General features: G+C 73.8%; 3 protein-coding genes and 2 pseudogenes. 3 read left to right on the forward strand and 2 right to left on the reverse strand.

Annotated elements, in window-relative coordinates; all coding sequences use genetic code 11:
• Nucleotides 1–640, forward strand: a pseudogene (locus MXD58_RS17175) (hypothetical protein); the annotation flags it as partial.
• Nucleotides 641–812: 172 nt separating this feature from the next.
• Nucleotides 813–2576, forward strand: a complete 1764-nt coding sequence (locus MXD58_RS17180) for a serine/threonine-protein kinase (protein WP_248839529.1) — start codon at nt 813–815, stop codon at nt 2574–2576.
• 64 nt (nt 2577–2640) lie between these two features.
• Here the strand turns inward: MXD58_RS17180 and MXD58_RS17185 are convergent, their stop codons facing one another.
• Both MXD58_RS17185 and MXD58_RS17190 read right to left on the reverse strand, forming a co-directional pair.
• Nucleotides 2641–4104, reverse strand: coding sequence for a PDDEXK-like endonuclease domain-containing protein (locus MXD58_RS17185; protein WP_308301985.1), 1464 nt, complete (start codon nt 4102–4104; stop codon nt 2641–2643).
• 281 nt (nt 4105–4385) lie between these two features.
• Nucleotides 4386–4571 (reverse strand): annotated as a pseudogene (locus MXD58_RS17190) (class I SAM-dependent methyltransferase); the annotation flags it as partial.
• Nucleotides 4572–4895: 324 nt separating this feature from the next.
• On the opposite strand from MXD58_RS17190, the gene mshA reads away from it, so the two are divergent.
• Entirely contained in the window at nt 4896–6287 is a 1392-nt protein-coding gene (gene mshA / locus MXD58_RS17195; RefSeq protein ID WP_250609549.1) for a D-inositol-3-phosphate glycosyltransferase, read from the forward strand.
• Nucleotides 6288–6367: the final 80 nt, after the last annotated feature.

The raw sequence follows: 6367 nt of genomic DNA on the forward strand, positions 1-6367 counted from the left end.
GGCCCAGAGCATCCAGGTGGCCGCGAAGGCCGGCGCCCTGCCCGCCGCCCTCGGCACCGCAACCATCGGCGCCGCCCTCGCCGACGCCGTCACGACCATCGCCACCGCCTGCATCGACTATGCCCGCGGCTCCATCGACGCCCCCGAACTCGCTGCCCGCGGCGCGTCCGCGACCACCCGGACGAGCCTCGTCTGGGCCGGCGGCCTCGCGGCCCAGACCGTCATTCCCGTTCCCGTCCTCGGTGCGCTTGTCGGCGGGATCGCCGGCCAGGCCGCCGCGGTCCTGGTCACCCAGGGATTCCAGCTGGCCCTCAGCGCCAGCCGCGGCCGGCGCGTCGACCCCGATCGCCTGCGGATCCTCGCGGCCGAAGCCATCACCACCACGGCCACCGCCGCCACCCTGCGAGCACTCACCCATCAGCTCGCGGTCGAGCACCACGCCGCGTTCACCGACGACATGCTCCCTCAGCTCGCCGCCCTCACCACCACGCTCGGCTCCAGCCGACCCGGCTCCAGCGTCACCGACCTCGCCACGCTGACCAGCACCTTCGCCGCGAAGCCGAGCCTGTCGACCGTGGACGAGTTCGACCGGTGGATGGCCGACCACAGCGCGACCCTCGTCCTCGACCCGAACTGGTGACAGACGAAGCGACGTGATCCGGGTTCAGCGCCGGCGCGCCACCAGGTCGCAACCCAGGGTGGTAGGCATTTGGGGACATGTACTACTGTCCGGTCACGCACCGGTTTCATCAGAACAGGTCCCTCCCAGCCACCACGGAGCATGATGATCGCCGCGATTCGCCTGGTCGGGCATGCGGGACCTCGAACCAGGTGATCCGCCGCTCGTCGGCCCCTACACGCTGCGCGCCCGCCTCGGTGAGGGCGGGATGGGACGGGTGTATCTCGCGCATTCGCCGTCGGGACGGCTGACAGCCGTCAAGGTGATCCGGCCGGAACTCGCGCACGACACCGTCTTCCGCGACCGTTTCCGCCGTGAGGTCGGGGCCGCCCGGCTGGTCAGCGGCGCGTTCACCGCACCCGTCGTCGACGCCGACCCGGACGCGACCAGCCCGTGGCTGGCCACCCAGTACGTGCCCGGACCGTCCCTGCACGAGGCGGTCGCGCAGGCCGGGCCGTTCGCGCTGAACGTGCTGCGCCGCCTCGCCGCGGGCCTGCTCGAGGCGCTCATCGCGGTGCACCGGGCCGGCCTGGTGCACCGCGACCTCAAACCCAGCAACGTGCTGCTCGCCGCGGACGGGCCACGGGTGATCGATTTCGGCATCGCCCGCGCCGCCGACCACACCGAACTCACCCGCTCCGGTGACATCGTGGGGACTGCGGCGTACATGTCGCCGGAGCAGGCCAACGGCCTGGAGGCCGGACCGGGGGCCGACGTGTTCGCGTTGGGCGCCGTGCTGGCCTTCGCCGCCACCGGCCGCAGCCCGTTCGGCCACGGCACCCCCGCCGGCGTGCTGTTCCGGGTCGTGCACGGCGAACCGGATCTGACCGGCGTGCCGCCAGAACTGCACAACGCGCTGCGTTCCTGCCTGGCGAAGGACCCGGACGCCCGGCCGGGACCCGAGACGCTGCTCGGCTGGTTCGCCGACGGCGTGCGGGTCGACGGCCCCAGCTGGCCGGACGGGGTGAGCGCCCTGCTCGCCGAGCGGGCCGCCGAGGTCAGCGCGCGCCTGTCCACCCCCCGTCCGCAGGGTCGCGCCGTTTCGGCACCGGGAGACGGCTCGGCGACCCGAGTGGCCAGCGGCTTCGGGCTGCCCACCGAACCGCCGCCCGCCGTGGCACCGGCCCGGGTGCCACCGTCTGGCGGGATGACGCCGCTCCAGGGCCAGCCCGGCCCCGTGCCCTCAGCGCGGACACCCCCAAGCTGGCCGCCGCCCGCCGCCCCGCCGGCCTTCACGCCACCCGCTGGCACCCCGCCCGCTACCCCGTTGCCCTGGGTACGTCCGCCGACCGGGTCGGAGACGGTCTTCCCGGGTCACTGGCGCAGATACCTGGCGCTCGGCGTCCCGCTGCTCCTCGCCGGGCTGTTCCTCGTGATCTGCCTGCTCGTCGCGATCTTCGATCCCTCCGGTGGACCGGGCGTCACGCTTTTCCTCACCGTGCTGTTCCTCGCCCTGAGCGTGCTCACCCTGTCGGCCTCGTGGTGGCGCCTGCGCTACGCCCTTCACCGCCCGTCGCTGGTCCTCGGCCCGGACGGCCTGCAGGCCCGGGCCGGCGACCGGCGCGTCGACATCGCCTGGCAGCAGGTCGCCCATGCCGGCATCATCCGGCTCGGGCATCATGACGTGCTCGTCGTCCAGCCGGTCGTACCTGGCACGACGTGGGTCGCCAGGGGTTGGCGGGCCTGGCGCCTGCCACGCGGGCGCAACCGCGGCTTCTGGCACCACAGCACCCTGCGGGTTGACGTGATCATGAGCATGGGCCTGCTCCGGGGCCGCCCCACGCAGGAGCTCGCCGCCGCCCTGCGCGCGATGGCGCCGACAGCGCCTCCCCCCGGCGCACAACCGCCGGGCCAGGCACCCCACGGGCCCGTCCGAGGAACCGCGCCCGGTTGGTAGTCGGCCGGCCGATGCCGGCGGGCGAGGAGTCAGCCGCTCTCGACGATGCGGGTCGCGTTGAGGGCTACCACGACGCGGTCCTTCGTCGGGCGACACCGTCCCTGAGACGGTCCGCCGACGGATCGCCCATGGCTGGGAGCGCCGGCGCTGGTCGGATGCCGAGGTCGTCGAGGGTGGTCCAGAGGGAGGCCAGCGCACTTTGGGGATGGCGGTAGAAGGCGGAGCCGCGGACCCGCCAGAACGTCCAGCCCTGGCGTTCCAGTACCCGTTGGCGGCGCAGGTCGGCTTCCCACTGGTCGGGGCCGTGGAACCGGTCGCCGTCGCATTCGACGGCGAGGCGACCCTTGTCACCCTCGACGACGAGGTCGATCCGGAAACGTCCGACCTGATGCTGCGGGCGGACCCGGTAGCCCCGAGCCAACAGTTGGCGTAGTACCCGGCGCTCGAAGTCGCTGTCGCATTTCTTTTCGAGCGATGAAGCCTGCTGCCGGGCATCGCGCAGGCCGTAGGCGTAGACGAGCAGCTGGCCGCGGACGTCGTCGGGATGCAGGGTGCCCGGATCCACCGAGTGGAAGATCCAGAGCTGGTCGCGGGCCCGGCTGGCCGCGACGTTGATGCGCTGCTGGTCGTACCGTTTGACCGCCGCGTAGCGCGCGTCGTCGGCGACGACCGACAGGAAGATGACGTCGCGTTCGTCGCCTTGGAAGTGGTAGGCGTCGCCGACGCGCAGCCGGCGGCGCTCGAAGTCGTCGCTGCCCAGTCGTTCGAGCAGGCGTTGTTCGATCAGCCGGCCCTGACCGGCGCCGAGCAGCGTCACCACACCGAACGTCAGGCCGTCATACGCCGGGTCCCGGCAGCAGGCGACGAGCCGCTCGACCAGCGCCGCCGCCTCGGGTTCGTTCGTGTCGCCGTACTGGCCGCTGGTCCGCGCGCCCGTGGGCACCAGGACGGGCCGGACGGACGCGCCGATGCCGCGGTCGCGTTCCTCGCGGACCGGCAGGATGCGGCCGTCGTAGAACCGGTTGGAGAACTCGATGATGTCCGGCACGCAGCGGAAGTGCTCGCGCAGCAGGACCACATCGGGGAACACTCTGGTCGCGGTGTCGTAGAGGCTCGCCTCCAGGTCGAGCAGGGAGCGCTGCGCGAAGCCGGGCAGATGCGCCTCGATCAGTCCGAAGACGCGTCTGCGCTCCACGCCGACGGCGGCGGGGCTGATCTGCCGATCGTCGCCGACGACGACGACCTTGCGGCCGAGCGCGAGGACGCCGAGGGAGAGCACGTCGCACTGGCTGGACTCGTCGACGATGACGACGTCGAACAGGTCGGTGCGGCGCGGATCGAAGCTCTGCAGCACCCGGTGGATCGGCATGATCCAGATGGGCACGGCGCCCATCGCCGTCGGCATCTGGGCGCGGGCCTCGGCCTCCCAGCGGCGGGCGAACTTACCGGTGCCCCTGCCGATGCGGGCCAGCGACTGCAGCCAGCCCATCAGCGCGCGGCGCTGTTCCTCGCGCAGGTTGACCTTCATGCCGAGCCGGGCCGACCGGGCGGCGATCTCCACGACGAGGGTGCCGACCTGGCCACCGGCCTCGTCGAGGTGGCGTTGCAGGACGCCGACGTCGCCGCGCCCGTGCAGGGCAGTGAGCCAGGTCTGGGCCTGGCGCCAGCACCACAGCCGCGGTAGGTCGACGGCCTCGCCGCACGCCTGCGGCGCCCCGGCGCTGTCGATGATGGCGGCGGCCCACAGCGGGGCCTGGGTGGCGAGCTGGGCGGCCAGGGTGTCGCGGCGCAGCAGGGCGGGGCGCAGTCCGGCGAGGCGCCGAAGCCGAGGTCGACGACGAGCGGCTCGGCGCTGCCACGCAGCAGCGGCCCGGTGCTGTCCAGGATCCACCGGTCGATTCGCCGCAGCCGGTTGGGCGCGGTGGTGCCCCGGGTGGGTAGGCCCAGGGTGCGGGCCCGGCCGGCCGCGAGGCGCGGTGGACGGGGTTTCGACACCCGCCAAGCGTCGCAGACCGCACCGCCGCGGCCGGTTCGGGCACCGGTCGCAGTGGTGCGTGAGGCCGGTGCCCAGGCCCGCACCGGCGTCTAGTTCGTTACAGATTGGTGACACTACCGACCGGGACCGACCTCGACGGGGTGATGCTGACCAGCACGGACAGGGACTTCCTCGACCGCCGGCGTCGTTGTGAGCCCATGACCGACCAGTTGACCGGACAACCGCCCGGATACAACGGTGGATGTCGTGTCGCTGCAGAGCGGGACGAGTCGTGCCGGGCGGACGTCCCAGGCGGCGATAAACGCAGGATACGGAGGTGCCGGGTGCGCCTGATCAGAAGCGCCGCCGACGGCCGTGCGGAGGTGGAGCGCGGTCACCGCCCCCGGCGGGTGGCGATGCTGTCCATGCACACCTCCCCACTGGAGCAGCCGGGCACCGGGGACGCCGGCGGTCTGAACGTCTACGTCGTCGAGCTGTCCCGGCAGCTCGCCGCGCTCGGCGTCGAGGTCGAGGTGTTCACTCGGGCGGTCAGCAGCCGGGTGCCGACGTCGGCGGAACTCGTTCCCGGCGTCACGGTGCGCCACGTCGACGCCGGGCCGTTCGAGGAGGTGCGCCGCGAGGACCTGCCCGCCTGGCTGTGCGCGTTCACGGCGGACGTGCTGCGCGCCGAGGCCGGGCACGAACCGGGCTGGTTCGACGTCATCCACTCGCACTACTGGCTGTCCGGCCAGGTGGCGCTCGCCGCCGCCCGGCGGTGGGGCGTTCCGTTCGTACACACCTCGCACACCCTGGCAAAGATCAAGAACGAGGCGCTGGCCGCCGGGGACCGGCCCGAGCCGCCCGGCCGGCTGCGCGGCGAGCAGGAGGTCATCGCCGGCGCCACCCGGCTGATCGCCTCCACCGAGGACGAGCGCGACCATCTCGTCCGGCTCTACGACGCGTCGCCGGAGCGGGTGGACGTCGTCGCCCCCGGCGTCGACCTGGAGATCTTCGCCCCGGGCGACATCGCGCGCTCCCGGGCGCGACTCGGGCTCGACCCGGCCGGCGAGGTGCTGCTGTTCGTCGGGCGCATCCAGCCGCTGAAGGCACCGGACCTGCTCCTGCACGCCGCTGCGGACCTGGTGCGGCGCGATCCGACGCGGCGCTCGCGGCTCACCGTGGCCGTCGTCGGCGGCCCGAGCGGATCCGGGCTGGAGCAGCCCGACGCCCTGGTGCGGCTCGCCGCGGAGCTGGGCATCTCCGATCTGGTGCAGTTCCGCCCGCCCGCGCCGCAGCGGGAGCTGGCCCACTGGTACCGGGCGGCGAGCGCGGTGGTGGTCCCCAGCCACAGCGAGAGCTTCGGTCTGGTCGCCCTGGAGGCGCAGGCCTGCGGCACGCCGGTCGTCGCGGCCGCCGTCGGCGGACTGCGCACCGCCGTCGCCGACGGCGTCTCCGGGCCGGTCGACGTCGTTGCGGCGAGCACCACGCTGTCCGGCGAGCAGCAGCCGGCCGCCGCGGAGAACGGACACTCCTCGGCCGACACGGGGGAGCAGGCCACGCCGGTCTACGCCAACTCCGATGACCCGGACAGCGTCGCCGTCGTCGTGGACGGCGCCGCGGAGGCGGCCAAGCCGGCGAAGGGCCGGCGACGCCGGGCCTCCCGGCCGGTCTCCAAGCCGAGTGCGGAAGCCCCGCTGGAACCCGTGGCGTCGCCCGCGGAGAGCACCAGCGGATGAGCCGCGGGGGGGGGGGGGGGGGGGGGGGGGGGGGGGGGGGGGGGGGGGGGGGGGGGGGGGGGGGGGGGGGGGGGGGGGGG

This window comes from Frankia sp. AgKG'84/4 (genome assembly GCF_023242965.2).
Classification (GTDB): domain Bacteria; phylum Actinomycetota; class Actinomycetes; order Frankiales; family Frankiaceae; genus Frankia.